At 54.3% G+C, this 26,199-nt stretch carries 21 protein-coding genes, 1 tRNA gene and 1 pseudogene; 13 read left to right on the forward strand and 10 right to left on the reverse strand.

Annotated features, from left to right (window positions below; genetic code table 11):
- Positions 1 to 23 precede the first annotated feature (23 nt).
- Genes tssM through GYRE_RS21660 form a run of 6 tightly spaced genes read left to right on the forward strand, consistent with a single transcriptional unit; the run spans position 24 to position 7,094 of the window.
- Positions 24 to 3,485, forward strand: a complete 3,462-nt coding sequence (gene tssM / locus GYRE_RS21635; RefSeq protein WP_174706377.1) for a type VI secretion system membrane subunit TssM — start codon at positions 24 to 26, stop codon at positions 3,483 to 3,485.
- Between the two features lie 10 nt (positions 3,486 to 3,495).
- On the forward strand, positions 3,496 to 4,842 hold the full coding sequence (locus GYRE_RS21640; protein WP_038258378.1) for a VasL domain-containing protein: 1,347 nt from the start codon (positions 3,496 to 3,498) through the stop codon (positions 4,840 to 4,842).
- Positions 4,843 to 4,864: 22 nt separating this feature from the next.
- The gene (locus tag GYRE_RS21645; RefSeq protein ID WP_038258382.1) at positions 4,865 to 5,344 is read left to right on the forward strand and encodes an Hcp family type VI secretion system effector; all 480 of its coding nucleotides are present in this window, start codon (positions 4,865 to 4,867) and stop codon (positions 5,342 to 5,344) included.
- Positions 5,345 to 5,376: 32 nt separating this feature from the next.
- Entirely contained in the window at positions 5,377 to 6,279 is a 903-nt protein-coding gene (locus GYRE_RS21650) for a LysM peptidoglycan-binding domain-containing protein (protein ID WP_038258385.1), read from the forward strand.
- Positions 6,276 to 6,719, forward strand: coding sequence for a hypothetical protein (locus GYRE_RS21655; RefSeq protein WP_038258388.1), 444 nt, complete (start codon positions 6,276 to 6,278; stop codon positions 6,717 to 6,719). The genes GYRE_RS21650 and GYRE_RS21655 overlap by 4 nt, the downstream gene beginning before the upstream one ends.
- 9 nt (positions 6,720 to 6,728) lie before the next feature.
- Positions 6,729 to 7,094: a hypothetical protein gene (locus tag GYRE_RS21660; protein ID WP_038258391.1), complete on the forward strand. Its 366-nt coding sequence runs from the start codon at positions 6,729 to 6,731 to the stop codon at positions 7,092 to 7,094.
- Between the two features lie 388 nt (positions 7,095 to 7,482).
- On the opposite strand, the gene GYRE_RS21665 is transcribed toward GYRE_RS21660, so the two are convergent.
- Positions 7,483 to 8,388, reverse strand: coding sequence for a LysR family transcriptional regulator (locus tag GYRE_RS21665; protein ID WP_038258392.1), 906 nt, complete (start codon positions 8,386 to 8,388; stop codon positions 7,483 to 7,485).
- 111 nt (positions 8,389 to 8,499) lie between these two features.
- Here GYRE_RS21665 and GYRE_RS21670 point away from each other — a divergent pair, with 111 nt between their 5' ends.
- From GYRE_RS21670 to GYRE_RS21680, 3 genes are all read left to right on the forward strand, one after another.
- On the forward strand, positions 8,500 to 9,366 hold the full coding sequence (locus GYRE_RS21670) for a pirin family protein (RefSeq protein ID WP_038258395.1): 867 nt from the start codon (positions 8,500 to 8,502) through the stop codon (positions 9,364 to 9,366).
- A 13-nt stretch (positions 9,367 to 9,379) separates the two neighbouring features.
- Positions 9,380 to 10,057 carry an isochorismatase family protein gene (locus GYRE_RS21675; RefSeq protein ID WP_006816545.1) on the forward strand — a complete coding sequence of 226 codons (678 nt, stop codon included), beginning with the start codon at positions 9,380 to 9,382 and terminating at the stop codon, positions 10,055 to 10,057.
- A 146-nt stretch (positions 10,058 to 10,203) separates the two neighbouring features.
- Positions 10,204 to 10,291, forward strand: a tRNA-Ser gene (locus GYRE_RS21680).
- Between the two features lie 307 nt (positions 10,292 to 10,598).
- Here the strand turns inward: GYRE_RS21680 and phoH are convergent.
- The 5 genes from phoH to putP all read right to left on the reverse strand — a co-directional run bounded on the left by phoH (position 10,599) and on the right by putP (position 16,886).
- The gene (gene phoH, locus GYRE_RS21685) at positions 10,599 to 11,387 is read right to left on the reverse strand and encodes a phosphate starvation-inducible protein PhoH (protein ID WP_038258398.1); all 789 of its coding nucleotides are present in this window, start codon (positions 11,385 to 11,387) and stop codon (positions 10,599 to 10,601) included.
- 491 nt (positions 11,388 to 11,878) lie between these two features.
- Positions 11,879 to 13,162, reverse strand: a complete 1,284-nt coding sequence (gene efeB, locus GYRE_RS21690; protein ID WP_038258403.1) for an iron uptake transporter deferrochelatase/peroxidase subunit — start codon at positions 13,160 to 13,162, stop codon at positions 11,879 to 11,881.
- A gap of 5 nt (positions 13,163 to 13,167) precedes the next feature.
- Positions 13,168 to 14,295: an iron uptake system protein EfeO gene (gene efeO, locus GYRE_RS21695; protein ID WP_006819408.1), complete on the reverse strand. Its 1,128-nt coding sequence runs from the start codon at positions 14,293 to 14,295 to the stop codon at positions 13,168 to 13,170.
- 42 nt (positions 14,296 to 14,337) lie between these two features.
- On the reverse strand, positions 14,338 to 15,171 hold the full coding sequence (gene efeU, locus GYRE_RS21700) for an iron uptake transporter permease EfeU (RefSeq protein WP_006819407.1): 834 nt from the start codon (positions 15,169 to 15,171) through the stop codon (positions 14,338 to 14,340).
- Between the two features lie 206 nt (positions 15,172 to 15,377).
- Positions 15,378 to 16,886 (reverse strand): sodium/proline symporter PutP, encoded by a 1,509-nt coding sequence (putP, locus tag GYRE_RS21705; protein WP_006819405.1) that lies wholly within the window; start codon positions 16,884 to 16,886, stop codon positions 15,378 to 15,380.
- Positions 16,887 to 17,311: 425 nt separating this feature from the next.
- Between putP and putA the strand changes: the two genes are divergently transcribed.
- Both putA and GYRE_RS21715 read left to right on the forward strand, forming a co-directional pair.
- Entirely contained in the window at positions 17,312 to 21,274 is a 3,963-nt protein-coding gene (gene putA / locus GYRE_RS21710; RefSeq protein WP_038258406.1) for a trifunctional transcriptional regulator/proline dehydrogenase/L-glutamate gamma-semialdehyde dehydrogenase, read from the forward strand.
- Positions 21,275 to 21,335: 61 nt separating this feature from the next.
- On the forward strand, positions 21,336 to 21,731 hold the full coding sequence (locus GYRE_RS21715) for a lysozyme inhibitor LprI family protein (protein WP_006819402.1): 396 nt from the start codon (positions 21,336 to 21,338) through the stop codon (positions 21,729 to 21,731).
- Here GYRE_RS21715 and rutR read toward each other — a convergent pair.
- The 3 genes from rutR to GYRE_RS21730 form a co-directional block, all read right to left on the reverse strand.
- Positions 21,728 to 22,366 carry an HTH-type transcriptional regulator RutR gene (gene rutR / locus GYRE_RS21720; RefSeq protein ID WP_006819401.1) on the reverse strand — a complete coding sequence of 213 codons (639 nt, stop codon included), beginning with the start codon at positions 22,364 to 22,366 and terminating at the stop codon, positions 21,728 to 21,730. The genes GYRE_RS21715 and rutR overlap by 4 nt on opposite strands.
- A gap of 19 nt (positions 22,367 to 22,385) precedes the next feature.
- A complete protein-coding gene (locus tag GYRE_RS21725) occupies positions 22,386 to 23,300 on the reverse strand; it encodes a DMT family transporter (RefSeq protein WP_038258409.1) in 915 nt (304 codons plus the stop codon).
- Between the two features lie 157 nt (positions 23,301 to 23,457).
- A complete protein-coding gene (locus tag GYRE_RS21730) occupies positions 23,458 to 23,631 on the reverse strand; it encodes a con-10 family general stress protein (RefSeq protein ID WP_006819399.1) in 174 nt (57 codons plus the stop codon).
- A gap of 375 nt (positions 23,632 to 24,006) precedes the next feature.
- Between GYRE_RS21730 and wrbA the strand changes: the two genes are divergently transcribed.
- Together wrbA and GYRE_RS21740 are read left to right on the forward strand one after the other, a co-directional pair.
- On the forward strand, positions 24,007 to 24,603 hold the full coding sequence (gene wrbA, locus GYRE_RS21735; protein ID WP_038258412.1) for an NAD(P)H:quinone oxidoreductase: 597 nt from the start codon (positions 24,007 to 24,009) through the stop codon (positions 24,601 to 24,603).
- A gap of 20 nt (positions 24,604 to 24,623) precedes the next feature.
- Positions 24,624 to 24,850 (forward strand): annotated as a pseudogene (locus tag GYRE_RS21740) (YccJ family protein).
- A gap of 55 nt (positions 24,851 to 24,905) precedes the next feature.
- On the opposite strand, the gene agp reads toward GYRE_RS21740, so the two are convergent.
- Positions 24,906 to 26,147 (reverse strand): bifunctional glucose-1-phosphatase/inositol phosphatase, encoded by a 1,242-nt coding sequence (agp, locus tag GYRE_RS21745; RefSeq protein WP_006819396.1) that lies wholly within the window; start codon positions 26,145 to 26,147, stop codon positions 24,906 to 24,908.
- Positions 26,148 to 26,199: the final 52 nt, after the last annotated feature.

Genomic DNA, 26,199 nt, shown 5'->3' on the forward strand with positions numbered 1-26,199 from the left:
TGCGATCCGTCCTCCGACCGGCGATGCCCCGTTTTAAGGTTTCCGCCGCCTGGCTGCTGGCACTGGCGTGGATTGCGCTGCTGGTATGGATCTGGTGGAAAGGCCCGTCATGGTCGTTATACGAGGAGCAGTGGCTTAAACCGCTGACGAACCGCTGGCTGGCAACGGCGGCCTGGGCGCTCACGGCGCTGGTATGGCTTACCGTCAAGGTAATGAAGCGCCTGCAACAGCTGGAAAAACAGCAAAAACAACAGCGTGAAGAGGAAAAAGATCCGCTGACCGTAGAGCTGACTGCCCAGCAACGTTATCTCGACCACTGGCTGCTGCGTCTGCAACACCATCTCGACAACCGTCGCTACCTGTGGCAGCTGCCGTGGTATATGGTTATTGGTCCATCCGGAAGTGGCAAAACATCGCTGCTGCGCGAAGGTTTTCCGTCCGACATTATTTACACCCCGGAGGCCGTGCGGGGAGTGGAGCTGCGCCGGTATGTTATCCCCCACGTGGGAAAACAGGCGGTCATTTTTGATGCAGACGGCCTCCTCCTGGAGCAGCAGGAGGCGGATGTGCTGCACCGTCGTCTGTGGACAACTATGCTGGACTGGCTGGTACAAAAACGAGCCAGACAGCCGCTGAACGGTCTGATACTGACGCTGGATTTGCCCGATTTGCTGACTGCCGACAAACGACGCCGGGAGCACCTGTTGCAAATCCTGCGCGGACGTTTGCAGGATATACGCCAGCACCTTCACTGCCAGTTACCTGTGTATGTAGTGCTGACCCGGCTGGATTTACTGCACGGTTTCGCCGCGCTGTTTCAGACTCTGGAGAGGAACGATCGCGATGCCATTCTTGGCGTCACCTTTACCCGTCATGCCCATGAAAATGACGACTGGCGCGTGGAGCTGAATGCGTTCTGGCAGACCTGGGGCGAACAGCTCAATAACGCCTTGCCAGAGCGGATGTTACCCCCCGGCTCCCGCAGTTCCCTGTTCAGCTTTGTTCGCCAGATACAGGGGTGCCGCGAACCGCTGGTATCCCTGCTGAACGGGCTGCTGGACGGAGAAAATATGGACGTCATGCTGCGCGGCGTGTACTTCACCTCCTCCCTGCAACGCGGTCAGATAGACGATATTTTTATGCAATCTGCCGCCCGTCAGTTCCGCCTGGGCAGCAGCCCGATGACGGCCTGGCCTCTGGTGGACACGACCCCCTATTTTACCCGAAACCTGTTTCCACAGACCTTACTGGCAGAACCTAACCTCGCAGGTGAAAGCCGCGTCTGGTTGATGCAGTCCCGCCGACGGTTATCGGTGTTTTCCGCCACCGGGGGCATTGCCGCACTGCTACTGATTATGGGCTGGCACCACTATTATAATAATAACTGGCGATCCGGTATTACCGTACTCGAGCAGGCGAAAGCCTTTATGTCTGTTCCACCGCCACAGGGTATGGACGATTATGGCAACCTGCAACTGCCGTTACTTAACCCAGTGCGTGACGCTACTCTGGCCTATGGCGACTGGGGGGATCGCAGCCGCCTGACCGATATGGGATTGTATCAGGGTAGGCGCGTCGGTCCGTATGTGGAGCAGACCTACCTGCAACTGCTGGAGCAGCGTTACCTGCCCGCCCTGTTTAATGGCCTTGTCAAAGAGATGAACGCCGCGCCGCCGGAGAGCGAGGAAAAGCTCGCAGTGCTGCGCGTCATCAGAATGCTGGAGGATAAAAGCGGGCGCAGCAATGAGGTGGTGAAACAGTATATGGCAAAACGCTGGAGCGATAAGTTCCATGGCCAGCGAGATCTCCAGACGCAGCTTATGTCTCATCTGGACTACGCCCTACAACATACCGACTGGCACGCGGAACGTCAGGCAGGAGACGGCGACGCCATCAGCCGCTGGACGCCGTATGGCGGCCCGGTGCTGGCGGCCCAGAAAGAACTCAGCAAACTGCCCGTCTACCAGCGTGTTTACCAGAGTCTGAAAACGCGTGCGCTCGGTGTGCTGCCCGCCGATCTGAACCTGCGTGACCAGGTGGGTGCCACGTTTGAGCAAGTGTTTATCTCCGGGGATGATAATAAGCTTATTGTTCCGCAGTTCCTCACCCGTTACGGCCTGCAAAGTTATTTTGTCAAACAGCGCGATGCGCTGGTCGAACTGACGGCGATGGATTCCTGGGTACTGAACCTGACCCACAGTGTGAAATACAGCGAGGCTGACCGGGCGGAAATCCAGCGTCAGCTCACCGAACAGTATCTCAGCGACTACACCGCCACCTGGCGTGCCGGGATGGATAACCTTAACGTACGCAATGACGAGTCCATTGCTGAACTGACCGGCGCTCTGGAGCAAATTATCAGCGGCGATCAGCCGCTCCAGCGGGCGCTGACGGCACTGCGCGACAATACGCAGCCCGCCGTACTCTCTGAAAAACTGGATGACAGAGCGCTTCAGGAAGCCATGGCAGAGCCGGATTATCAGTTACTGACCCGCCTGGGGCATGAGTTTGCCCCGGAGAACAACACGCTGGCGGTACAGAAAGATAAAGAAAACACCATGCAGGCAGTCTATCAACAACTGACGGAACTGCATCGTTACCTGCTGGCGATCCAGAACGCGCCGGTACCGGGCAAATCAGCGCTGAAGGCGGTACAGCTACGGCTGGATCAAAACAGCAGCGATCCCATCTTCGCCACCCGCCAGATGGCAAAAACATTGCCTGCCCCGCTTAACCGCTGGGTGGGCAAACTGGCCGATCAGGCCTGGCATGTGGTGATGGTGGAAGCGGTTCACTATATGGAAGTGGACTGGCGCGACAACGTGGTCAACCCCTTTAATGAACAACTCGCCGATGACTATCCGTTTAATCCGCGCTCATCACAGGATGCGTCACTGGATGCGTTTGAACGCTTCTTTAAACCGGGCGGCGTGCTGGATACCTTTTATCAGCAGAACCTGCGGCTGTTTATGGAGAACGACCTGAGCCTGGGTGACGGGGACAACAGCGTCATCATTCGCGAGGATGTCCGCAGGCAACTGGAGACTGCACAGGAGATCCGCGAGGCGTTTTTCAGCCGCCAGAATGGGTTGGGCGCCCAGTTTGCCGTGGAAACGGTATCGCTTTCCGGTAACAAGCGGCGCAGCGTACTCAACCTGGACGGTCAGTTAGTGGACTACAGCCAGGGCCGCAACTATACCGCACATCTGGTCTGGCCGAATAACATGCGTGAGGGTAATGAAAGCAAGCTGACGCTGATTAGCACCGGCGGCAACGCACCGCGCAGCATCGGTTTCAGCGGACCATGGGCGCAGTTCAGGCTGTTTGGCGCAGGGCAACTCACCGGTGTGCAGGATGGCACATTCAGCGTGCGCTTTAATGTAGACGGCGGCGCAATGGTGTACCGGGTGCATACGGACACGGAGGATAACCCGTTCACAGGCGGCCTGTTCAGCCAGTTCCGGCTGCCGGATACCCTGTATTGAGGAGACTGAAATGAGCCAGGACATACTCACACAAATTATTGTTACCGGCAGCGATCCGCGAGGCCTACCGGAATTCAGCGCTCTGCGGGAAGAGATCAATAAATCCTCTCACCCGTCGCAGCCGGAACTGAACTGGAAACTGGTGGAATCACTGGCGCTGGCGATTTTTAAAGCCAACGGCGTGGATCTGCACACGGCCACCTATTATACCCTGGCACGCACGCGTACACACGGGTTGGCCGGGTTTTGCGAAGGGGTGGAGTTACTGGCGGCAATGATAAGCCGCGACTGGGATAAATTCTGGCCGCAGGATGAACCAGCCCGTACAGGGATGCTTGACTGGCTCAATACCCGGACCGGTAATATCCTGCGTCAACAACTGTCCTTTTCAGACACTGACCTGCCGTTGCTGTACCGGACTGAGCGCGCATTGCAGTTGATTTGCGACAAACTCCAGCAAGTGAAACTGAAACGCCAGCCGCATGTAGAAAACCTGCTTTACTTTGTGCAGAACACGCGTAAACGACTTGAACCACAGCCGAAAAGCAGTGTGCAGGCTACCGTCAGAACGTTGATCTATGCCCCCGAAAGCACACGGCCCGCCGCGGAGGAAAACCTCCCGCCCCTGCCCAACCTGCCGGAAATGCAGGTGGAAGTCCACCACAGCACCACGGAGGATGCAGCATCAGTAGCCAGCGCCACGTCCGCCCAGAACAGCAAAGGCTTTATGGCGGGTGCTGCCTGTACGACGGCTGTCGCTGTCGCACTCTGGTGGTGGCAGGTGTACCCGATACAACAACAACTGGCACAGGTCAGGGATACGGCGCAGGGCGCGGCAACGGTCTGGCTGGCTTCGCCTGAACTGGACAGTTACGGACAACGGCTGCAACGGCTTCCTGACGCCTCGCCGCTGCAACTGCTGGAAACAGGTATGCAGATGATGCGAACAGCGGACAGCCGCTGGCCGGAGAGTCTGCAGCAGCAGCAGGCAACTGCGCAGTGGAATGAAATCCTGAAAACCCGCGCGCAAAGCAGCCCACAAATGCGTGGCTGGCAGCAGGCACGCCAGAATTTGCGTGACTTTGCCGACCTGATGATGCAACGGGAGACAGAGAAACAGGGCTTTACCCTCTCCTATATCAAAACCGTCACCTGGCAGGCGGAACGACTGCTGAATCAGGAAACGCCGCTGGAATTCCTGCTGACACAGTACCAGGACGCCAGGTTACAGGGACGGAATACGGAAGCGCTGGGAAAACAAATTAATGAACAGCTGGATGGCGTATTAAGCCGCTGGCTGCTGCTGAAAAACAATATAGTGCCGGAGTCGGCAACTAATGCAAAACCCGAAAAATAATCGTTAAATCAAGGAGATTAACATGGCCAATTTAATTTATTTAACACTAAATGGTGAAAGGCAAGGATTGATTTCAGCTGGTTGCTGTTCACTTGACTCTATCGGTAATAAAGCACAGTTACTACATCTTGATCATATTATGGTGTATGAGTTGACACATGGATTAAGTCGGGATCAAAATGTCAATCATCATTCAGTTACGATAAAAAAACCCGTCGATAAATCATCACCTTTACTGGGAAAAGCAATCAGCGATAATGAAATATTGACCTGCACTTTTGATTTTTATCGGACAAATAGATTTGGTATTAATGAAAAATATTACAAGCTAGAATTAAAAAACGCCCGAATTAGTGATATTAACTTCTCGATTACGCATGTAGTTATTGACAGCGAAGTACAACCTCAGGAAAGTATTTCTTTTATATATGAATCAATCAACTGGGAACACTGCATTGCCGGGACCAGTGCATACAGTTTATGGGATGAGAGGATTTTTTAGTAAAGATTTTACAAATGAATGGAAGGCTTCAAATGGTAAAGCGCACTGCAGTAGCACACAAAGGCATCCCAACAACAGAAAATCCGAGGAAAAGACCCCAAGCAAATCCCCGGACAACAGGAAGGGGTTCTGGACAACCGCCCAGAAAACTCAGTCCTCTTGATGAATGGAAGGCGGACCGGGAAAAAGCGATTGGGAATCATGACTGGTATATTTATGATAATACAATCAGGAAACTTGTATCTGAGATTAATCAGCATTTATCTATGTCGAAAAATATCGAACAGTACAAACCGCTGGACTGGAAACTGATTAAGGCGATGATATGGACTGAAACAGGTGCGACTTCACCCGCATGGAAAACAAGAACTATGCAGATAGGAAATATCAGAGATAAAGGAATCCTCGAGGTGACGGTTCCTGCTCATCCAAGAAAATATAATATTATAGTGCCAAAAGACTGGGACAAATATTTAAAAAATAAATCTGATATGATAAAAAGCAATCCTGAGTATAATATTCGGGCAGGCATTGCTCTCTTAATGATAAAAATGTCAGAAACAGAAAAAGATAAAACTGTCTATGACGATGAAAAAGAATATATCTATGAAGTCGTTATGGGAGATCTTGGCTATAGTTCTATCGCCAAGAAAATAGGGACGACACAGGGAGTTCTTACTACACTGAACGGCATTAAAGCTATTCATCCTGGTGATAAACTTAAGTATAAAAAATCGCATCTGGAACAGTACATACCCGGATGGAAATTATTAACGCCTCAAAATATTCAAATACAATATAATGGAGACCCAAAGCGAGCAACAGCCAGTGAACCTGGTGATATAAATTATGCAGACAAAGTTGAATATGTTTATGGTCTCATTGTCGCTGATGAGAACAAAAAAATAGATAACACTCTTAAGGAGCACAAATGAAAACAAACAAATATTTATTTTCATTGTTATTATTGTGCAACATTACCAATGCACATGAAATAAAAGTATCAGATTGCTCATACGACCAGTTAATACAACAAGATAAAGTTTACTGGTGTCTTATGGACAAATATCAGCAGAGCGTTTTGGCGTTAAAACATGAGGAGGACAGCGCAGAACAAAGGCTAAAGAAATATGATACTGAAGGAGCGAGAGGGATTAATGAAGATGGCTCTATTGATTACGAACCTTATATTCACATAGCAAGAATAACATTCCCCGAACTGCATCGCTCCTTTATTCTTTATCGTGAAAAGCAATGTAAGTATGCCTCACAAAGTGACGGAGCGCTTCCTGGCTATCGCCCCTCAATTTCGTCACTATATTGTAAAACCAATATGAATCTATCACAAATACAATGGATTAAAAACACCATTTAGGATGGCGTCATGAATAACAAGTATTTATTCAAAATTATTTTAATGATATTATTTACCTTGCACTCCAGTTTATTACTTGCGGTGAATAAAGTTATTATAGAAAAAATGCCACAAGATCTTCAGGATTTTTTTGAAAGTGCTGATGCCTGCGAGGGTTGGATAAGTGACTTTGATCCACGCCTGGAAAAAACAACTTACAAAACTGTTGAAAGTGTTATTAAAGAAAATTGCTCAGATATTGAACGCAAACTATCCGCGATGAAAAACAAATACAAGAGTAACAAGGATTACTCTGCAAGACTAACGGTCTATGATGACACTATCATAATATATGACAAGTATAAAAAGACGCGAATGAAAAATAAAAATAATTAGTAAGCTCATGACTATCATTTAATAAGTTAATGGTGGTAGTAGTTAATGAAATCAAAAAAAATGATAAAATTTCTCTCTCACGAATAATTCATAAGGTGATAGTTTTGTGGTGGTCTGGCTGGCTTCGCCTGAACTGGACACTTACGGACAACGACAGCAACGGCTTCCTGATATCTCGCCACTGCTGGAAACAGGTATGCAGATGGGCATAAACATTTTAGTAAAAAGCACTATCTTTTTCAGTCATAGATCATAAACATACCAACTCGATATATGGCAGACGCCGGAGAGCCCATATTTAAAGAAGAGCTCGTACGCAAGTACGGGCTTTTTTTTCGCCTGTTGTACGGGCCTGATGCGCTTCGCTTATCAGGCCCAGGGTCATCCCCTACTCCTCCTCCAGCGCCTGATACTCCTGGGTTAAAAAATCTACCAGCGCACGAACAGAAGGCAGCAGCCCACGACGCGACGGGAATACCGCGTGGATCACCTCTCTCTGCGGTTGCCACTCTGCCAGTACGGCAACCAGCTCTCCGGATGTAAGCTGTTCGCGCACCATCAGGCGCGGCAATTGTACCAGGCCAATGCCGGCGACGGCGGCTTCTCTCAGCGCCAGCATATCGGAGGTAATAAACCGCGGGGTGAAATGCACCTCGGCGCGGGCGCCATCCGGCCCGTTCAATCCCCAGTGATGCTGGTGCTTCCCGGCGCTCAGGCTTAATCCCGGCCACCGGCTAAGTTCGGCGGGCGCCTGCGGTTGTCCCATCCTGGCAATCAGATCGGGGCTTGCCACCAGGCAATGGCCCCGATCGGCCAGCACGCGCATCACCAAATCACTGTCTTCCAGCGGTCGCGGACGCACGCGTATGGCGATATCAAAGCCTTCGGCTACCACATCCACGCGACGATTGGTCGCTTCAAGCTGCAGCGTCACGCCCGGATGGCGTTGCATAAATTTTGCCAGCATTGCCCCTACGTGCACATGCAAAAGCGTGACCGGGCAGCTAATCTTCACCATCCCGCGCGGTTCCGCCTGCAGAGCGGCAATAGCCTCCTGTGCCGCTTCCGCCTCTATCAGCATTGCCTTGCAGTGCTGATAAAACGTCTGCCCTACTTCGGTAACGCTGAACTGCCGGGTTGTGCGATGAATAAGTCGTACGCCCAGGCGCTCTTCAAGTTGCGCAATACGGCGGCTCAGGCGCGATTTTGGCATGTCGAGCGCACGCCCAGCGGCAGCAAAACCACCATGATCCACCACCTGTACAAACCACGCGAAGTCATTGAGATCCTGCATAAACCCCTCATCGTTCCATTTTATGAACAGTGCATGTCATTTTTACACTCTACCGGAATATTAACCTCAAATATAAGCTAATACACATCAACCGAACATGAGGAGAAAACCATGAAACAGATAACAGGCGTTTATACCGCACCGCGTCCGCACTGGGTTGGCGACGGTTTTCCGGTTCGTTCAATGTTTTCTTATCAGTCTCACGGCGAGCCGTTAAGTCCGTTTCTACTGCTGGACTACGCCGGCCCCCACACTTTCCCGGCCGATGGTGCCAAACGTGGCGTTGGGGTACATCCGCATCGTGGCTTTGAAACGGTCACTATCGTTTACGCCGGTGAAGTGGAACACCGGGATTCCACAGGCCAGGGCGGCGTGATTGGCCCCGGCGATGTGCAGTGGATGACAGCAGGCGCAGGCATTCTGCATGAAGAGTTCCATTCAGAGGCATTTTCCCGCAAGGGAGGTGAACTGAAGATGATTCAGCTGTGGGTCAACCTGCCAGCAAAAGACAAGATGGCAAAACCCGGCTATCAGAGCATCACCAAAGACCAGATCCCGGTGATGGCGCTGCCGGACAACAGCGGGGAACTCCGTGTCATTGCCGGAAGTTTTAGCAACCATGCAGGCCCGGCGCACACCTTCTCGCCGCTGAACGTCTGGGATATCACGCTTCATCAGGGAAGCCATCTGCCGCTCAGCCAGCCTGAAGGCTGGAGCACGGCGCTGGTAGTGCTTGAAGGCAGCATCACGGTTAACGGCACTACGCCTGCAAGCGAAGCTCAGCTGGTTGTCCTGAGCCAGACAGGGGAAAAATTGCATATTGAAGCTAACAGCGATGCCAAAGTGCTGCTGCTGGCAGGAGCCCCCCTGAACGAACCAATTGTTGGCTACGGCCCATTTGTTATGAATACCAAAAACGAAATCGCGGAAGCTATCAACGATTTCAATTCCGGCCGCTTTGGCCAGATCTCAGAGTAATAAGGAGAGAACGATGTCTACCCCTGCAAATTTTAACGGTTCCCGCCCGGCGATTGATGTTAACGACAGCGTCATGTTGCTTATTGATCATCAGAGCGGACTTTTCCAGACCGTAGCCGATATGCCAATGCCGGAACTGCGCGCTCGTGCAGCGGCGCTGGCGAAGATTGCGTCTCTGGCGAAGATGCCGGTTATCACTACAGCATCGGTACCACAGGGACCAAACGGGCCACTAATTCCGGAAATTCATGCTAATGCACCGCATGCGCAGTACATTGCGCGTAAAGGTGAAATCAATGCGTGGGATAACCCGGAGTTTGTCGCGGCGGTGAAAGCCACAGGACGTAAAACGCTGATTATTGCTGGTACTATCACCAGCGTCTGTATGGCATTTCCATCCATCAGCGCAGTTGCCGACGGTTATAAAGTGTTCGCAGTCATTGATGCTTCCGGCACCTACAGCAAAATGGCGCAGGAGATAACGCTGGCTCGCGTGGTTCAGGCCGGTGTAGTCCCTATGGACACCGCGGCGGTTGCATCAGAAATTCAGCGTACCTGGAACCGTGAAGACGCCGCTGAATGGGCGGAAGTGTACACCCATATTTTCCCGGCCTATCAGTTGCTGATCGAAAGTTACAGCAAGGCGCAGGACGTGGTGAAGAACAGCGAAGTGCTCGATTCACAGCGTTAATTCCCGGCTCCGCGAGGTAAAACTCGCGGAGCTGTTTATTGCTTAACCGAACGCGCACGAATACTTAAAATCTGCTTGACCGTTTTCCTGCAACTCCCTATAGTAGCGCCCCGTTGCCCCCTAAGAGGTTGGCAGCAATACAATATGGTGAGGTGTCCGAGTGGCTGAAGGAGCACGCCTGGAAAGTGTGTATACGGCAACGTATCGGGGGTTCGAATCCCCCCCTCACCGCCATATTTAAAGAAGAGCTCGTACGTAAGTACGGGCTTTTTTTTCGCATGTAGCACCCCCGTGGGGGGATGAGAAGCCCCGACCGGGGTTCGACAACTGGCGACAGCCAGGTGGACAGACTGAGCGCGCAGCGAACAGGCTGCCCGCAGGGCGAGCGAAGCGAGTCAATCCCCCCCTCACCGCCATATTTAAAGAAGAGCTCGTACGCAAGTACGGGCTTTTTTTTTGCCTGTTGCAGCACCACTCAACACAAAGACTACACCAAAAGCAAAGCCCGGTTTCCCGGGCTTTGAAGACAGCACAACCACGATTAGCTATAGGCATGCAGCGTGCGCTGGCAGAGCGCTGAACGCACGCAGTCGTCCTTGCCAAAACGCACCACACCTATCATGTCATCTTCCTCGAAACGCGCCATCGCATCGCTCAGGCCAGACTTCACGCCAGAAGGCAAATCGCACTGGGTGATGTCACCGTTCACGATAACCGTCACGTTTTCCCCGAGGCGTGTAAGGAACATCTTCATTTGCGCGGCAGTCACGTTCTGGGCCTCATCCAGAATCACAACGGCATTCTCAAAGGTACGTCCACGCATATAGGCGAACGGTGCGATTTCCACCTTCCCAATCTCAGGTCGCAGGCAATATTGCATAAAAGAAGCTCCCAGCCGTTTCACCAGCACGTCGTAAACCGGGCGGAAATAAGGCGCGAACTTCTCAGATATGTCTCCGGGTAAGAAGCCGAGATCTTCATCGGCCTGCAGAACCGGACGGGTGACAATAATCCTGTCCACATCCTTATGAATCAGGGCTTCTGCTGCTTTCGCTGCGCTGATCCACGTTTTACCGCATCCGGCTTCCCCGGTGGCAAAGATCAGCTGTTTACTCTCGATAGCATTCAGGTAGTGCGCCTGAGCCTCATTGCGCGCTTCAATTGGAGAACTATCACGACCTTCCCGGGCCATGCCAATTGCTTCGACGCCACTCATCTGCACAAGCGAGGTGACCGATTCTTCTTCACGTTGCTTATGGCTACGTGAATCCCGTCTCAGCACACGTTTTGCTTCGCGACGAGCTTTGATCACTGCTTTTTGTCTTCCCATGGATAGCACCTTGAGTTGTTGGTATTCATCACACGCACCGGAACGGGCGCGATTATGCGTACGAACGTCTGAGGTTTGGCTTCCTTGTAAGCCATTGCTTGCTGCTGTATGAGATGCCATAGCAGGACAAAATGCATCCTGGCTAGCATCGGTGGATTTGCTAACTGGAGAGTTGAGGATAAATTCAGGGGTGAAGAAATCGCTGCCGGAGTTTGGGCCTCCGCGCTGGGTGATGCGGGTCATCGTTGTTCTGACTTGTCCAGTACAGGACGCTACCATTAGCGATCTCCATAGTGAAACACATCACTGCCGGGAACTACCGCTTAAGTAATAATTACACCAACTTCCGCTATTGATGCAACATTATTTTTACCAAAAGATAACAAAAAAAATCTTATCGGCTGAACGCAGTGTCTGACATTCCTATGACAGTATTATTTCAGCGAACGGCGTAATGAAAAAAAGAAACCTGCCCGAAGGCAGGTTTTGCGTCAGGCCTCAAGCAGGGTTTGCCCGAGATAGAGCTGGCTGTCTTTCGCGGCCGGCAGAACGAAGAAATAGCCACCGCCAATCGGTTTGATGTATTCCTCCAGCGCCTCACCGTTAAGCCGTTTTTGTACCGTCAGGAACCCCTTCTCCAGATCATGCTGATAGCAGACAAACAGCAGGCCCATATCGAGCTGACCGGAGTTGGTCACCCCGAGCGAATAGCTGTAGCCACGGCGCATCATCAGGCTGGATTCGGTTTCTTTGGTGCGCGGGTTGGCCAGACGAATGTGGCTGTCGAGCGCAATAACCTCGCCGTTCGGATCTTTGCTGTAGTCCGGCACATCGTGCTCGCGCTGCATCCCAAGCGGTGCTCCGCTGTGCTTGTCGCGACCAAATATGGTTTGCTGCTCTTTAAGCGGGGTGCGGTCCCAGAACTCAACGTGGAACTGAATAATACGCACCGCCTGATAAGAGCCGCCGACTGCCCAGGCCGGTTCCCCCTGATCCGCCGTCACCCACACCACTTTATCCATCAGCGGCTTGTCGGTGCCGTCCGGGTTTGCCGTCCCGTCTTTGAAGCCGAGCAGGTTAACCGGGGTCTCTTTGCCCTTACTGCGCGCGGCATGGTCGGAAATAAATCCTTCCCGCTTCCAGCGCACGCTCAGGAGATCGGGCGTATGTTTGATGATGTCACGCAGCGCGTGGATCACCGTATCCTGTGTGTTGGCACAAATTTGCAGTAACAGGTCACCGTGGCACAGTGAGGCATCCAGCGCATCGTTCGGGAAACGCGTCATTTTCTGCAGTTTTTTCGGTGCCTTATCGCCAAGACCATAGCGATTATCGAACAACGACTGTCCGACAGAGAGCGTCATCGTCAGGTTGTCCGGCGCAATATAGGCCCCGAGAATGCCTGAATCCATCGGGGGCAGCCGTGGGTTTGGCGTTTCCGGCGCCGGACCACCTTTGGTCAGAAACGCGATACGCTGGGTCAACAGACGGAATAAGCGCTCAAGATCGGCTTTATCGCTCGCCAGCACATCAAACGCCACCACCATCATCGACGCCTGCTGTGGCGTCAGAACACCGGCCTGATGGGTGCCATAAAACGGCTGTACTTCCATCCGCCCGTTGGGTGACAGCGTTCCCGGTGCGCTCTGCGGTTTCGCCGCATGGGCAACCGGGCATCCTCCACTGAGGGCCAGCGCGCCTCCCAGTGCGCCCATACTTTTCAGTAAGCGACGACGTGACGGCTCGTTCACGTCGTTGTGTTTCTCATCGGTCATGTTGCTTAATCCAGTCCCAGGATCCCACGAAGCTGAGACAAGTCTTCAGCCAGCGTCGTGATCGGCCCTTTCAGCGCATTACGATCGGCATCCGTCAGTTTGTCGTAGGTCTCGAAACCGTCTTTAGTACGGTACTTCGCAAGAATGGTGTCCACTTTCTTGAAGTTGGCATCAATTTTCGCCAGCAGAGCGCTGTTATCTTTCTGCAGTTCCGGACGCAGCAGATCCACGATTTTCTGTGCACCATCGATGTTGGCCTGGAAATCCCACAGATCGGTGTGGCTGTAACGGTCTTCCTCACCGCTGATTTTGCTGGCGGCGACTTCTTCAATCAGCCCTGCGGCACCACCAACCACTTTAGACGGCGGGAACGCCAGCTCGCTGATGCGCTTTTGCAGCTCCAGCACGTCGGTGTTCAGCTGAGTGGCATACTTCTCCATCCCCTTGGTGCTGTTGTCACCAAATAGCGCTTTCTCCAGACGATGGAAGCCGGTGAATTTAGGGTCGGCCGCTTTCTGCTCGAAATCATCTTCACGAGCGTCAATGCTGCCGTCGAGATCGGAGAACAGCTCGGCAATCGGTTCGATACGCTCGTAGTTCTGGCGAGTCGAGGCGTAGAGCGATTTCGCTTTGGCGAGATCCCCTGCTTTTACGGCATCGGTAAAGATTTTGGTATTTTTTACCAGCTCTGCGGTTTGTTCCGTCACATAAGCTTTATACGCCGTGATGGCTTCACCAAGGCTCAGCACGGCATCAGCTTTTGCCGCATCGGCAGACGCCGCGCCTTTGACAATCAGCTTGCCTTTCGGGTTGGTCAGCAGGCCGCAGGTCATCTCATATTCGCCAGGCTGCAGGTTGGCGGTCAGCTTTTGGGTGAAGCCTGGCGCAATGTTTTCGCGCTCTTCAACCACCATCACCCCTTTCAGAATTTCCCACTCCAGCGCTTTCTGGCTGTGGTTTTGAATAATGAACTGGGTTTTACCCGCAGCAACGGTGACGCTCATAGGCTCACACTGTTTGTCGTTTACTGTAACCTTTACCTGAGGAATATCGGCGGCCTGAGCTGCAAAAGCAGAGGTGAACAGCGCAGCGATGCCCAGCTGCAGCGCACTACGGCGGAAGTTAATCGTCATGACACATCCCTTAAAAAGTATGTTGTAACTATTCAACGTGTTTTATCGCGCCGCGCCCGATGCCGGGGAGGTGGCACGTGGCGGCAGTGCAAACAGCACCAGCGCCGGAATCAGATAGAGGAAATAAACCACCACTTCGCTGACGCTTGGCGCTTCCTGGTAGCCAAAAATGCCTTCCATCAGGGTGCCAAACAGCGAATGGTTGGTCAGCACGCCGCTAAAGTCGAATGCGACCTGCTGGAGGTTGTTCCAGAGACCGGCCTCGTGGAAAGCACGAATTGCGCCCGCGGCCAGGCCTGCCGCCACAAACAGAATAAACAGGCTGGTCCATTTAAAGAACGTGCCAAGATTGAGACGGATCCCCCCCCAGTAGAGCATGAATCCGAGCGCCACGGCGGTTGCCAGCCCGAGCATCGCGCCGAGCGGTGGCCAGATACCCAGGTCTTGTTGAAAAGAGGCCAGCAAGAAGAAGACGGATTCCAGCCCTTCGCGGGCGACGGCGAAAAAGACCATCAGGATCAGCGCCCAGCCGTGGTTGCCACTGCGCTGCAGCGCATTATCCACCGCCTCTTCCAGTTGCTTTTTCACATTGCGTGAAACTTTACGCATCCAGAACACCATCCAGGTAAGGATGATGACGGCAATCACCGCCACCACGCCTTCAAAGATCTCCTGCTGCTTCTGCGGGAATTCACCGGTGGTTTCGTTGATGAAGACCCCAAGGCCCAGGCACAGTGCAGCGGCAAGGAACACGCCAATCCACATAACGCCAATCCAGCGCCCGCGCTGGGTACGCTTCAGGTAGCTGGCGATAAGGCTGACAATCAGCGCCGCCTCCAGCCCTTCACGCAACATAATGAGAAACGGTACAAACATGCCGACATCCTTAAATGTGAATCGCCGTCAACCGGTGCAAAGAAAAGTAAATTTAAGTGATTGTGATTATCATTACCGCAAAAAGAAACGCAAGCGATATGTATCGAGAATGATGACAGGATGTAAAAAGTTAGCAGGGGAAGGAATTGGGGGATTCAGGCGAATTGCCTGAGCCCGAAACCGGGCTCAGACGGTACAGCAGAGCGTTATTCCGCCTGCAGACGAGACGGAGGCGCTGAGTGGTAATGTGCATCTGCTTCTGCAAAGCGTTTCTGCATTGCGGTAGACGGCGCTTTACCCAGCAGGCTGAACACAACAATGCCCACGCTGCCGAAGATGAAGCCAGGAATGATTTCGTACAGACCCAGCCACGCGAACTGTTTCCAGACGATAACGGTAACTGCACCGATAACCATCCCGGCCAGTGCGCCGTTACGGGTCATGCGTGACCACATCACGGAGAACAGCACGACTGGACCAAATGCAGCGCCGAAGCCTGCCCATGCGTAGCTCACAAGGCCCAGCACGCGGTTCTGTGGGTTAGCGGCAAGCGCAATCGCCACCAGCGCAACCACCAGTACCATCAGGCGACCAACCCATACCAGCTCTTTCTGACCAGCGTTTTTACGCAGGAAGGCCTTGTAGAGATCTTCCGTAATGGCGCTTGAACACACCAGCAGCTGGCAGCTCAGCGTTGACATTACCGCCGCCAGAATCGCCGACAGCAGGATCCCGGCAATCCACGGGTTAAAGAGGATCTGCGCCAGTTCAATGAACACGCGCTCGGCGTTCTGGTTCACGGCACCGGCAAGCTGTGGGTTGTTGTTGAAGTAAGCAATGCCGAAGAAGCCGACCGCTACCGCACCCGCCAGGCACAGGATCATCCAGGTCATGCTGATACGACGCGCATGCACGATGCTGTGGTGGGAGTCTGCCGCCATGAAGCGTGCCAGAATATGCGGCTGACCGAAGTAGCCCAGACCCCAGCCCATCAGAGAGATGATGGCGACAAAGTTCAGGCCTTTCAGCATATCAACGTTTTCGATGCTCTTCTGTTTAATCACTTCCAGCGAGTCACCGAAACCACCGACCGACATAATCACGATAACCGGCGTCAGGATCAGCGCGAAAATCATCAGGCTCGCCTGCACGGTATCGGTCCAGCTTACCGCGAGGAAACCGCCGATGAAGGTATAAATGATAGTGGCAGCGGCCCCGGCCCACAGCGCGGTTTCATAGCTCATGCCGAAGGTGCTTTCGAACAGACGCGCTCCCGCCACGATGCCGGATGCACAATAGATGGTGAAGAACAGCAGGATGACCAGCGCCGAGATAATACGCAGCACGCGGCTGGAGTCGTCAAAACGGCCGGTAAAGTAGTCCGGCAGCGTCAGGGCGTTATTGTTGACTTCGGTATGCACGCGCAGACGACCGGCAACCAGCTTCCAGTTGATCCATGCCCCTGCGCACAGACCGATCGCAATCCAGCTTTCTGAAATCCCGGAGATAAAAATCGCGCCCGGCAGCCCCATCAGCAACCAGCCGCTCATATCGGAAGCACCTGCAGACAGTGCCGTGACGAACGGGCCCAGGCTTCGCCCACCGAGAATGTAATCGTCAAAGTTCTTTGTCGACCGCCATGCAAAAAATCCAATCAGGATCATGCCCAATATATAGATACAAAACGTCACCAACATCGGTGTGCTAATAGCCATTAAAACTCTCCAGAATTATTGCCCGGCATTTTTTTATTCGCCGTTTTATTCCCTCACCGGAACGAGGTGCGGGTTCTGTGACTGTCCAGGGGGACAGTATCCTGACTGATACCCTGAATTTTCACAAACGATTTAACACAGCATTTACATCGATTGCACTCACCCTTGCGGACAAATATTGCATAGGTTGCACTCGCTCACGTTTTGACCGGTTGCACCTTTTAAATATGTTAACCGGCGCACGGTATCTCTCAGAGCATTATTCATCGCTACCTGTAAACTCGACTTTTTTATTAACAATTCATTCATTTTTAAAGTTGCTAGCCAGGTCGCATTTAACAAGGTTGCACAAAGTTGCAACATGGTGGATATTTCAGCGTAACTACGTAAAAGCGCGATAAAGAACATACACAGGAGCTAATGGCATGGGCACCACCACCATGGGGGTCAAACTTGATGACGCCACCCGCGAGCGGATCAAAACGGCAGCCACCCGCATTGACCGTACCCCACACTGGCTGATCAAACAGGCCATCTTTAACTATCTGGAGCGTCTGGAAACTGACGACGCGCTGCCGGAACTACCGGCACTGCTTTCCGGCGCCGCGAATGAAAGTGAAGAAGCCGGCGCGCCGGTTGACGAAAACCATCAGCCGTTCCTCGAATTCGCCGAGCAAATTCTGCCGCAGTCGGTCACCCGTGCGAGCATTACCGCCGCCTGGCGCCGCCCGGAGACCGACGCCGTTCCGATGCTGATGGAGCAGGCACGTCTGCCGCAGAATATTGCCACTCAGGCCCATAAGCTTGCCTATCAGCTCGCCGAGAAGCTGCGCAACCAGAAAACCGCCAGCGGTCGGGCCGGAATGGTGCAGAGCCTGCTGCAGGAGTTTTCCCTCTCCTCTCAGGAAGGCGTGGCGCTGATGTGCCTTGCGGAAGCGCTGCTGCGTATTCCGGACAAAGCCACCCGCGATGCGCTGATCCGCGACAAGATCAGCAACGGCAACTGGCAGTCGCACATTGGCCGTAGCCCGTCACTGTTCGTTAACGCCGCGACCTGGGGTCTGCTGTTTACCGGCAAACTGGTCTCTACCCATAACGAAGCCAGCCTGTCGCGTTCGCTGAACCGTATTATCGGTAAGAGCGGTGAGCCGCTGATCCGTAAAGGCGTGGATATGGCGATGCGCCTGATGGGCGAGCAGTTCGTCACCGGCGAAACCATCGCTGAGGCGTTAGCAAATGCCCGTAAGCTTGAAGAAAAAGGCTTCCGCTACTCTTACGATATGCTGGGTGAAGCGGCGCTGACCGCTGCCGATGCGCAGGCCTATATGGTCTCTTATCAGCAGGCTATCCACGCTATTGGGAAAGCCTCGAACGGCCGCGGTATCTATGAAGGCCCGGGGATCTCGATCAAGCTCTCGGCTCTGCATCCACGCTACAGCCGCGCGCAGTACGACCGCGTGATGGAAGAACTCTATCCACGCCTGAAGTCCCTGACCCTGCTGGCGCGTCAGTACGACATCGGTATCAATATCGATGCCGAAGAGGCCGACCGCCTGGAGATCTCCCTCGATCTGCTGGAAAAACTGTGCTTTGAGCCAGAGCTTGCCGGCTGGAACGGTATTGGCTTTGTCATTCAGGCTTATCAGAAGCGCTGCCCGTTCGTCATCGACTATCTGATCGATCTGGCCACCCGCAGCCGCCGTCGCCTGATGATCCGTCTGGTGAAAGGTGCCTACTGGGACAGCGAAATCAAACGCGCGCAGATGGACGGCCTGGAAGGTTATCCGGTCTATACCCGCAAGGTGTATACCGACGTTTCCTATATTGCCTGCGCGAAGAAGCTGCTCGGCGTACCGAACCTGATTTATCCGCAGTTTGCCACCCACAACGCCCATACGCTGGCGGCTATCTATCAGCTCGCCGGGCAGAACTACTATCCGGGACAGTATGAGTTCCAGTGCCTGCACGGCATGGGTGAGCCGCTGTACGAGCAGGTGGTTGGCAAAGTGGCGGAAGGCAAACTGAACCGTCCATGTCGCATCTATGCGCCGGTCGGTACCCATGAAACGCTGCTCGCCTACCTGGTGCGACGTCTGCTGGAAAACGGCGCGAACACCTCGTTCGTCAACCGGATTGCCGACAACACTCTGCCGTTGGATGAACTGGTGGCAGATCCGGTTGAAGCGGTAGAGAAACTGGCCGCGCAGGAAGGCATGCCCGGGCTGCCGCATCCGAAGATCCCGCTGCCGCGCGATCTGTACGGCAAAGGCCGCGCTAACTCCGCCGGTCTTGATCTCGCCAACGAACACCGTCTGGCGTCCCTCTCCTCTTCACTGCTCAACAGCGCCCTGCAGAAATGGCAGGCCGCGCCGATGCTCGAGCATCCGGTCGCTGAAGGTGACATGGTGGCCGTTCACAACCCGGCCGAGCCGAAAGACGTGGTTGGCTATGTGCGTGAAGCCACAGAGCAGGAAGTCAGCCAGGCGCTGGAAAGCGCGGTCAACAATGCGCCTATCTGGTTTGCCACCCCGCCGCAGGAGCGTGCCGCGATTCTCGAGCGTGCCGCCGTGCTGATGGAAGGCCAGATGCAGCAGCTGATGGGCATCCTGGTGCGTGAAGCGGGTAAAACCTTTAGTAACGCCATCGCCGAAGTGCGCGAAGCCGTGGATTTCCTCCACTACTACGCGGGTCAGGTACGTGACGATTTTGATAACGACACCCACCGCCCGCTGGGTCCGGTGGTGTGTATCAGCCCGTGGAACTTCCCGCTGGCTATCTTCACCGGGCAGATTGCCGCAGCGCTTGCTGCCGGTAACAGCGTGCTGGCAAAACCCGCCGAGCAGACCCCGCTGATTGCCGCCCAGGGGATCGCCATCCTGCGTGAAGCCGGGGTTCCGGCAGGCGTTATCCAACTGCTGCCAGGCCGTGGTGAAACCGTGGGTGCGAAGCTCACCGCCGATAACCGCGTTCGTGGGGTGATGTTCACCGGCTCTACCGAAGTTGCTACCCTGCTGCAGCGCGGCATTGCCGGTCGCCTTGATGCTCAGGGTCGTCCGACGCCGCTGATTGCCGAAACCGGCGGTCTGAACGCGATGATCGTCGACTCCTCCGCCCTCACCGAACAGGTGGTGATTGATGTGCTGGCTTCCGCGTTCGACAGCGCCGGACAGCGCTGCTCTGCCCTGCGCGTGCTCTGCCTGCAGGACGACATCGCCGAGCACACCCTGACCATGCTGCGCGGCGCAATGGCCGAATGCCGGATGGGCAACCCGGGTCGTCTCACCACTGACATTGGCCCGGTTATCGATGCAGAAGCAAAAGCCAACATCGAGCAACACATTCAGGCTCTGCGCAGCAAAGGCCGCAATGTGTTCCAGGCGGTACGTGAGAACAGTGAAGATGCTCGCGAGTGGAACAGCGGCACCTTCGTTCCGCCGACGCTGATTGAGCTTGATAGCTTCGACGAGATGAAAAAAGAGGTCTTCGGTCCGGTGCTACACGTGGTGCGCTACCGCCGTAACGAGCTGGAAGGCCTGGTGGAGCAGATCAACGCCTCCGGCTATGGTCTGACGCTCGGCATCCACACCCGTATCGATGAAACCATCGCTCAGGTGACCGGCAGTGCGCACGTCGGTAACCTGTACGTGAACCGTAACATGGTCGGCGCCGTGGTTGGCGTGCAGCCGTTCGGCGGCGAAGGCCTGTCAGGAACCGGACCAAAAGCCGGTGGGCCGCTGTATCTGTATCGCCTGCTGGCGAGCCGCCCGGAAGATGCGCTGCTGAAAACGCTGGCGCGTCAGGATGCCGAACGTCCGGTCGATACTCAGCTAAAAGCGATGCTGGAACAGCCGTTAACCGCGCTGACCCAGTGGGCTGCCGGCAATCCGGTGCTGAAGAGCCTGTGCCAGCAGTATGGCGAGCAGGCGCAGGCCGGTACGCAGCGCGTACTGCCGGGTCCAACAGGCGAGCGCAACACCCTGACCTTCATGCCGCGCGATCGCGTGCTGTGCGTGGCGGATAACGAAGAGGATGCGCTGACCCAGCTCGCGGCCGTCATGGCGGTCGGTAGCCAGGTTCTGTGGCCGGATGAGCCGCTGCAACGCGCACTCGGTAAGAAACTGCCGAAAGAAGTGACCGGACGGATCCGCTTCGCCAAAACCGATGCGCTGATGACCCAGTCCTTTGACGCGGTTATCTACCACGGGGATTCGGATCAGCTGCGCACCCTGTGTGAGCAGGTGGCGGGCCGCGACGGTGCCATTGTCTCGGTGCAGGGTTTTGCCCGCGGCGAAACCAACCTGCTGCTGGAGCGTTTGTACCATGAGCGTTCGCTCAGTATTAACACCGCAGCGGCAGGCGGTAACGCCAGCCTGATGACAATTGGCTAAGGCTGTGATTAATTAAGGCTCCGGAGACGGAGCCTTTTTTTATTCAGTCAGGAACACCAGAATGAAACGTTTACTTTTAACGCTTGGCGCACTGCTGCTGAGCACCAGCGCCCTGGCCGATGATTGCGCCAGCGCCAGCACGCAAACCGAAATGAATACCTGTTCGGCGACCCAGTATCAAACCGCCGATAAAAAGCTGAACCACACTTACCAGAACGTGCTGAAACGCGCGACCCCGGCGCAGCAGGAGCTGCTGAAAAAAGCCCAGGTGGCGTGGATTGCCCTGCGTGACGCCGACTGTGCGTTCATGGGCTCTGGCGTCACCGGCGGCAGCATGCAGCCGATGATTGAAAACCAGTGCAAGGCAGACAAGAGCACCGAGCGCGAAGCGTTTCTGGCTTCGCTGATGCAGTGCGATGAAGGCGACACCAGCTGCCCGCTGCCGCCGGCCAATTAACGAACGCGTACGCCTTCGATAATCATCCGCTGCACGTTTTCCACCGTACGCTGGAAGAAGACCGGATCTTTCAGCGTACGCCCGGTCACCGCCTCGACCTGGGTCGAGAAGTCGGCATAGTGCTGGGTGGTGGCCCAAATCATGAAAATCAGATGGTGCGGATCGACAGGTGCCAACTTACCGTCGTAGATCCAGCCCGCAATAATGTCAGATTTATCATCAATCAGCGTTTTAACATCACCGGTTAGCACCTCCATCAGCAGCGGTGCGCCCTGCAGCATTTCAAGGCAAAACAGCCGTGACGCCTCCGGGTGATCGCGAGATACCTCAAGCTTCAGGCGGATATACTCTTTGATGGCCACCAGCGGTGCCTGGTCTTCGCGAAACGCCCGCAGCGGCGCCAGCCAGACGTCGAGGATCTGGCGCATCACTTCAACATACAGCACATTTTTAGAGGGGAAGTGGTAAAGCAAATTACTCTTCGACACGCCGGACATCTCCGCCACCTGGTCAAGACGGGTGCCATGAATGCCGAACTGCGAAAAAGTGGTTAACGCGGCGCTAAGAATCGCCTCACGACGGGCATTGACCGCCTGGCGGTGTTTGCTGAGGTGCTTCTCATTTTCCTTTTTCATGCGCTTCTCCTGTTATCCCTCAGGAATTCTGCTGAGCAGAGGTCTCCGGGGCGGTTTTTTTCTTCCTGAATTTCAGTTCGCTGACTAACACACCTAGTACGATAAAAGCGCCGCCAAGCAGCGCCAGCGCCGGTAAACGTTCACCGGCAATACGGCCAAAAATACCGGCCCATACCGGCTCTCCGGTGTAGATAACCGTGGCACGGGTCGGCGAAACGCTACGCTGTGCCCAGTTCATGGTGACCTGAATGATGGCACTGAAAATGCCAAGGCCCAGCGCGACCATCAAAAGCCCGGAAGAGAGCGGCGGCACGCTTTCCCCGGCAGGGCCCATGGCGGCAAAAGCCACCACGGAAGCCGTCGCCAGCTGGACAATCGTTACCCGGCGGACATCGACTTTTCCCGCCCATTTACTGATAAGAATAATTTCCGCAGCAATCGCCAATGCGCTTGCGAGGGTGATGAGCTCCCCGGTACCCAATGCCAGCAGATTGTTCTCCGGCCCGGCGAGCAGAATAAGCCCGATAAATGCCAGCACGATCCCGACACAAGACATCATGCCGGGCATCCGCCGCAGGAACAGCCATTGCAGAAGCGGCACCAGCGGCACGTACATGGCGGTAATAAATGCCGATTTGCTGCTGGAAATATACTGCAGCCCCCAGGTTTGCAGGCTGTAGCCGAGCGCTATCGATACGCCGATTATTGCCCCGGCTTTAAACTCAGCAAAGGTGAGCCCGCGCAGGGTGCGTAATGAGAGCAGGGTTACCGCCAGCGCGGCGGTGGCAAAGCGCAATCCGACAAAGAAAAATGGTCCACTCATCGTTACCGCGTACTGCACCGCCAGAAAGGTTCCTCCCCAGAACATAGTAATGAGGATCAGAATGGCTTCCTGAGGTTTGATGGAAAACTGATAACGTGAAAAGAGAGACATAGCGCCGCCTGCAGCCGGATAAGCGTTTTAGTGTGCAGATTCTGCGGCAGCAGTGCAAGAAAGTGCTATAAAAAAACCGCCGGGGAGCACCCGGCGGCGGGGGAGAGATATTGAGCATATCACTTATTCAATCAACATCTTCACGCAACCTGCCACGTCAGCTATTACGATTTCCGTGGCTGTTTTTACCCCCTTTCTTGCCTGCTTCAGAGGCTCGCTGCGGATCGTTCTTGAAGTTACCGCCGCTGTGCTGACCTCCTTTACGACCTGCTTCTGATGCTCTTTCACGGTCCTCGGCAAAGTTGCCGGAGCCGCCACGATGGTTTGCCATTACTGACCTCCAATGGTTCAGACATCATATTGCATTCGGTCATCGAGAATGCTTTCGCTGCACGGTTTGCGAATACGCTTCGCACCGTGGGACTAAGCTTAGTGGAGCCCACCCGGAGGACCACGAGATAGTAATATTCTGCAACAGGAAATCAGACTTTCGGGTGAGATGGCGGCGCGGCGAATGATAAGGTTCTCTTATGGTTGATAAAAATCGCACCGGCTAAATTGTTTCAATTTGCTACAAACAGAGTGAGTGATTATTTTGTTATAAATCAAAGAAATGGTGGCAAAAGTTGCACTCTCAGCCACACGGCATATCTTTAATTAAGTGCAGCTAAAGCTGCTTCCCATGAAAAACGAGGAGTCAGGTAAAATGGCAAAAGTTCTGGTGCTTTTTTATTCCATGTACGGACACATCGAGACCATGGCACAGGCGGTCGCCGAAGGCGCAAACAAAGTGGATGGCGTTGAGGTTATCGTTAAGCGCGTTCCGGAGACCATGTCGGCGGAAATATTTGCCAAAGCGGGCGGGAAAACGCACAACGCACCGGTTGCCACTCCGCAGGAGCTGGCAGATTACGATGCAATCATCTTCGGGACCCCTACCCGTTTTGGCAATATGTCCGGCCAGATGCGGACCTTCCTTGACCAGACAGGCGGCCTGTGGGCCTCTGGCGCGCTGTACGGTAAGCTCGCCAGCGTCTTCAGCTCAACCGGTACCGGCGGCGGCCAGGAGCAAACCATCACCTCCACCTGGACCACCCTCGCCCACCACGGGATGGTGATTGTCCCTATCGGCTATGCCGCTCAGGAACTGTTTGATGTCTCCCAGGTGCGCGGCGGCACGCCTTATGGTGCCACAACCATTGCCGGTGGCGATGGCTCACGTCAGCCAAGCCAGGAGGAGCTCTCCATCGCCCGCTATCAGGGTGAATATGTCGCCGGCCTGGCGAAGAAGTTACACGGTTAATACCGAAGAGGAGGATTACGATGCCTACACCAGAAGCCAAAGCTCATCGCGTCGGCGAGTGGGCCAGTCTTCGCAACACCTCAACTGAGATTGCGGAAGCCATTTTCGAAGTCGCCAACTATGATGAAAAGCTGGCGGAACAGATTTGGGAAGAAGGCAGCGACGACGTGCTCGTTCGCGCCTTTAAAAAACCGACAAAGATGCGCTCTTCTGGGGCGAACAAACCATCGAACGCAAAAACGTCTGATCTTCACACGCTCTGACGATCCCCCCGCTACTGCGGGGGTTTTTTATGCCAGGCATTACTTCAATGACTGCGCCATCACTTCGTTAAACTTATCCATCGGGCAGAAACCGTTAGCATCGACCGGGCAGCCTTTCAGCGACAGCGTGACGCGCTGCGGCGGCGCCTGGAGTGACAGCACGTCGGCATTACGTAGTTGGTTAGTGCTCTGGTAAACGTACTCAATTTTCATCAGGTCGCGATTGGCATTGCTGTCGTGCCAGCGCTGGAACAAGATTTTGCCGCCGATAGGGGTACGCTCATACTGATTTGGCAGCTGGTAGTCATTAAAATCCAGCGCCCGCAGCAGAGAAGCGATGTTGGAGTCGTGCCCTACCAGCACGGTGATTTTGGCGCTTTTTCCTGCATCGCCCACCAGCACGTTATCGATGTATTTCACCAACGGTGCCGCCACGTTGCGCGCCACTTCAGGCGAGGTGAACAGACTGTCCTGATAGCCATTTTTAAGCTCAGACAGGACACGCCACTGCTTCTCGGATTTAATCTCGCCCCATGCCACTTTATCCTGCGGGAAGCCTTCGTAGTATTGCAGCGTAAAGGCATCGACCAGCGAGTTACCTACCTTCAGAGGCCCGTCAACGCCAGGCTCTTTTTGGTAATCAGCGCTGAAAGTGTCTTTTCCATCGGCGAGCGAGCAGACTTTTTTCTCTTTGCACGACGGAGAGTCGCTAAAGCGCGTCATCTGCTCAAGCAGCTTATAGCTATCCGCAAGATGCATTTTCTGCCGTTCGTTCTCCATCGCCTTCACCGCCGTTTCACGGAACGCAGCGGTATCGTTAGTGATAACCGGGTTGAAGGTGGGATCCATAGTGCCCATTTTTTCCTGATGGTGAACCGGCACATCACAGCCCGGGAAGGCTCCCGTAATAAAGAACTGCGCGGTCGCTACCGTGCGCTGCAGACTGTTTGCATAGACGTAGACATCGCTGGCCGGTGGGCATTCACCGGTGGTTACCATCCCCTGCGCCGCCAGCCATTCACGCAGATAGTGCCCCATATACACTTCAAGAACGCCACCTTTGGTGGTCAGCTGGCCGCCAGGAACATCCCATTCGGGCCATTGATTCGGCGTGGACTGCTCCAGCACGCTACCGTTGTTGGCAAGCGGTGCCCGCAGGTTATGACGGCTCATCATTAGCACCTGCTGTAGCTGGTAGCCGTCGGGTTCACTTTGCGCCTGCGCGCCGCCGGTCATCAGGAGAGAAGCGGCAACAACGCTTGCCAGTAGTGTCTTATACATCCCTATTTCCTCGCTCTTTTTGTGATGCTCTATTGTGGCAGATATATGAGAT

This window comes from Yokenella regensburgei ATCC 49455, from assembly GCF_000735455.1.
Lineage (GTDB): Bacteria > Pseudomonadota > Gammaproteobacteria > Enterobacterales > Enterobacteriaceae > Yokenella > Yokenella regensburgei.

Excerpts from the sequence above, each read along its gene's own strand:
- phoH (WP_038258398.1), bottom strand. The coding sequence starts at position 11,387 with ATGGGAAGACAAAAAGCAGTGATCAAAGCTCGTCGCGAAGCAAAACGT.
- GYRE_RS21670 (WP_038258395.1), top strand. The coding sequence starts at position 8,500 with ATGAAACAGATAACAGGCGTTTATACCGCACCGCGTCCGCACTGGGTT.
- efeO (WP_006819408.1), bottom strand. The coding sequence starts at position 14,295 with ATGACGATTAACTTCCGCCGTAGTGCGCTGCAGCTGGGCATCGCTGCG.
- GYRE_RS21675 (WP_006816545.1), top strand. The coding sequence starts at position 9,380 with ATGTCTACCCCTGCAAATTTTAACGGTTCCCGCCCGGCGATTGATGTT.
- GYRE_RS21730 (WP_006819399.1), bottom strand. The coding sequence starts at position 23,631 with ATGGCAAACCATCGTGGCGGCTCCGGCAACTTTGCCGAGGACCGTGAA.
- GYRE_RS21640 (WP_038258378.1), top strand. The coding sequence starts at position 3,496 with ATGAGCCAGGACATACTCACACAAATTATTGTTACCGGCAGCGATCCG.
- GYRE_RS21650 (WP_038258385.1), top strand. The coding sequence starts at position 5,377 with ATGGTAAAGCGCACTGCAGTAGCACACAAAGGCATCCCAACAACAGAA.
- efeU (WP_006819407.1), bottom strand. The coding sequence starts at position 15,171 with ATGTTTGTACCGTTTCTCATTATGTTGCGTGAAGGGCTGGAGGCGGCG.
- GYRE_RS21660 (WP_038258391.1), top strand. The coding sequence starts at position 6,729 with ATGAATAACAAGTATTTATTCAAAATTATTTTAATGATATTATTTACC.
- efeB (WP_038258403.1), bottom strand. The coding sequence starts at position 13,162 with ATGACCGATGAGAAACACAACGACGTGAACGAGCCGTCACGTCGTCGC.
- GYRE_RS21645 (WP_038258382.1), top strand. The coding sequence starts at position 4,865 with ATGGCCAATTTAATTTATTTAACACTAAATGGTGAAAGGCAAGGATTG.
- GYRE_RS21655 (WP_038258388.1), top strand. The coding sequence starts at position 6,276 with ATGAAAACAAACAAATATTTATTTTCATTGTTATTATTGTGCAACATT.
- agp (WP_006819396.1), bottom strand. The coding sequence starts at position 26,147 with ATGTATAAGACACTACTGGCAAGCGTTGTTGCCGCTTCTCTCCTGATG.
- tssM (WP_174706377.1), top strand. The coding sequence starts at position 24 with ATGCCCCGTTTTAAGGTTTCCGCCGCCTGGCTGCTGGCACTGGCGTGG.
- GYRE_RS21725 (WP_038258409.1), bottom strand. The coding sequence starts at position 23,300 with ATGTCTCTCTTTTCACGTTATCAGTTTTCCATCAAACCTCAGGAAGCC.
- putA (WP_038258406.1), top strand. The coding sequence starts at position 17,312 with ATGGGCACCACCACCATGGGGGTCAAACTTGATGACGCCACCCGCGAG.
- GYRE_RS21715 (WP_006819402.1), top strand. The coding sequence starts at position 21,336 with ATGAAACGTTTACTTTTAACGCTTGGCGCACTGCTGCTGAGCACCAGC.
- wrbA (WP_038258412.1), top strand. The coding sequence starts at position 24,007 with ATGGCAAAAGTTCTGGTGCTTTTTTATTCCATGTACGGACACATCGAG.
- putP (WP_006819405.1), bottom strand. The coding sequence starts at position 16,886 with ATGGCTATTAGCACACCGATGTTGGTGACGTTTTGTATCTATATATTG.
- GYRE_RS21665 (WP_038258392.1), bottom strand. The coding sequence starts at position 8,388 with ATGCAGGATCTCAATGACTTCGCGTGGTTTGTACAGGTGGTGGATCAT.
- rutR (WP_006819401.1), bottom strand. The coding sequence starts at position 22,366 with ATGAAAAAGGAAAATGAGAAGCACCTCAGCAAACACCGCCAGGCGGTC.